The 1,925-nt window shown below is 71.7% G+C and carries 1 protein-coding gene and 1 pseudogene; one reads left to right on the top strand and one right to left on the bottom strand.

From position 1 onward, the window contains the following. Positions 1–781 (bottom strand): annotated as a pseudogene (locus AB0E98_RS33540) (phosphate-binding protein); the annotation flags it as partial. Between the two features lie 299 nt (positions 782–1,080). Between AB0E98_RS33540 and AB0E98_RS33535 the strand changes: the two are divergent. After that, on the top strand, positions 1,081–1,925 hold an 845-nt coding region (locus tag AB0E98_RS33535; RefSeq protein WP_361710266.1), incomplete at its 3' end, for an arabinan endo-1,5-alpha-L-arabinosidase.

The following is a 1,925-nucleotide window of genomic DNA, read 5'->3' as shown; positions in this document are numbered from 1 at the left end:
CGGGGCAGGTCCGCTCGTACTGCCGCGCGGCCTCGCGCAGCACCGGCGCGAAGGCCGTGGAACCCGCCCGGTGCAGGGTCCCGGCGGCGCAGGCCCTCGGCCCCGCGGCCCCGTCGCTGACGGACAGCGCGAGCGCGGACTGCGTGGCGCTGACCAGGATCAGCGAGGCGAGCAGCCAGCGGACCTGGCGCGAGGCGAAGGGGTAGTACGCGGTCTTCCGGATGGTCCCGCCGCGCACCCCGCCGACGATTCCCGCGGTGACCTCCGGTTCGGGGAACTCGGGGTCGGTGAAGCCCTCCTCGCGGTCCAGGACGGCCAGGACCTTGTAGTGCGCCCGGCGGTTGAGGATCACCTTGGGCAGCTTGATCTCCCGGCCCGTGGTCTCGAACCCCTCGGCCCCCGGCACGAAGAAGGTGGGCGGGACCTGCGGGCTGCGCTCGGTGACGGTCATGCCGACCACACGGCGGCCGGGGAAGGCGATGCGTATGCCCACGGGGTCGCTGGCCGGGGCGACGTAGTCGGCGGCGACCACGGGGGTCCAGCCGGCGTTCTCGATCCGCAGCAGGACGACCGAGGGGTCGCTCAGGTTCGTGCCGTCCCACTGCATGCGCTGCAGCACCGTCGTGTCGGGCCCCGAGGCGGCCGAGTCCCGGATGGTGGTGTCCAGTTGAACGCGGTAGCCGAGCCGTTTGCGGCCCGCCAGCACGAACTCCCACAGCGCGGCCGCGACGGGCACGGCCAGGCCCAGGACGGCGGCCACGGAACCCCAGGACACACTCACGTCCGGCTCCCCCTCGGGACGGTGACACGGGAGGCCATGGTGGCGGGGGCGGGCCGGGGCAGGACCCGGTGCGGGTGAGTGTCCGCGGTGAATTCACGCGCGGGCCATCTTCGCCACCCGGTGTTTTCCGGACATCAACGGCCGCTGTCGTCCGGGCCATTGACGCGCAAGCGCTTCGATTCTAGGTTCCGTCACTGCGTCACGTCCGGCAACACGATCGTCGTTCGAGAAGCCGAACAGTCGGGATGTGGAACATCCGGCTGCAGAACACCCGGGCCACAGAACAGGAGCCCCCCCCCATGCGCCGCACAAGAGCCGCACTCCTCGCTCTCCCCGCCGCCCTGCTCGCCCTCGTCCCCTCCACGGCGTCGGCCTACCCCGGCCCCGGCCGGGTCACCGGCTCCGTCGTCACCCACGACCCGACGATGATCCGCACCGCGTCCGGGCAGTACCGGCTCTACGCCACCGGCGGCGGCATCAGCAGCAAGTCCTCCCCGGACCGCACCGCCTTCGCCGCGGGCGCCGACGCCTTCGGCTCCCGGCCCGCCTGGTGGTCGCGGTACTCGTCCGTCCCGGAGGCCTGGGCGCCGGACATCTCGTACCACGGCGGCAAGTACCTGATGTACTACTCCGTCTCGTCCTTCGGCTCCAACACCTCGGCCATCGGACTCGCGGGCTCCACCACCGGGGCGCCGGGCACCTGGAGCGACTACGGCATCGTCTACACCTCGGACTCCTCCAGCGACTACAACGCGATCGACCCCAACCTCTTCGTCGACGACGACGGCAGGTGGTGGCTGTCCTTCGGCAGCTGGTGGACCGGCATCAAGATGATCCGCGTCGACCCGGCCACCGGGAAGCAGCTCGCCTCCGACACCGCCCGCCGCTCCCTGGCCTCCCGCCCGACCGGCACCAAGGCGGTCGAGGCGCCGTACGTCGTCAAGCGCAACGGGTACTACTACCTCTTCGCCTCCTACGACACCTGCTGCGCCGGGACCGGCTCCACCTACAAGGTCAAGGTCGGCCGGGCGACGAGCTTCACCGGGCCCTACCGCGACAAGAACGGCGTCGCGATGACGGACAACGGCGGGACGCCGGTCCTGGAGTCGCACGGCAGCGTCATCGGCCCCGGCGGGCAGTCGAT

The sequence above is a fragment of the Streptomyces sp. NPDC037389 genome (genome assembly GCF_040636475.1).
In the GTDB taxonomy this organism is placed as follows: Bacteria; Actinomycetota; Actinomycetes; order Streptomycetales; family Streptomycetaceae; genus Streptomyces; species Streptomyces hesseae.
This window is presented reverse-complemented; position numbering and strand designations above follow the sequence as displayed.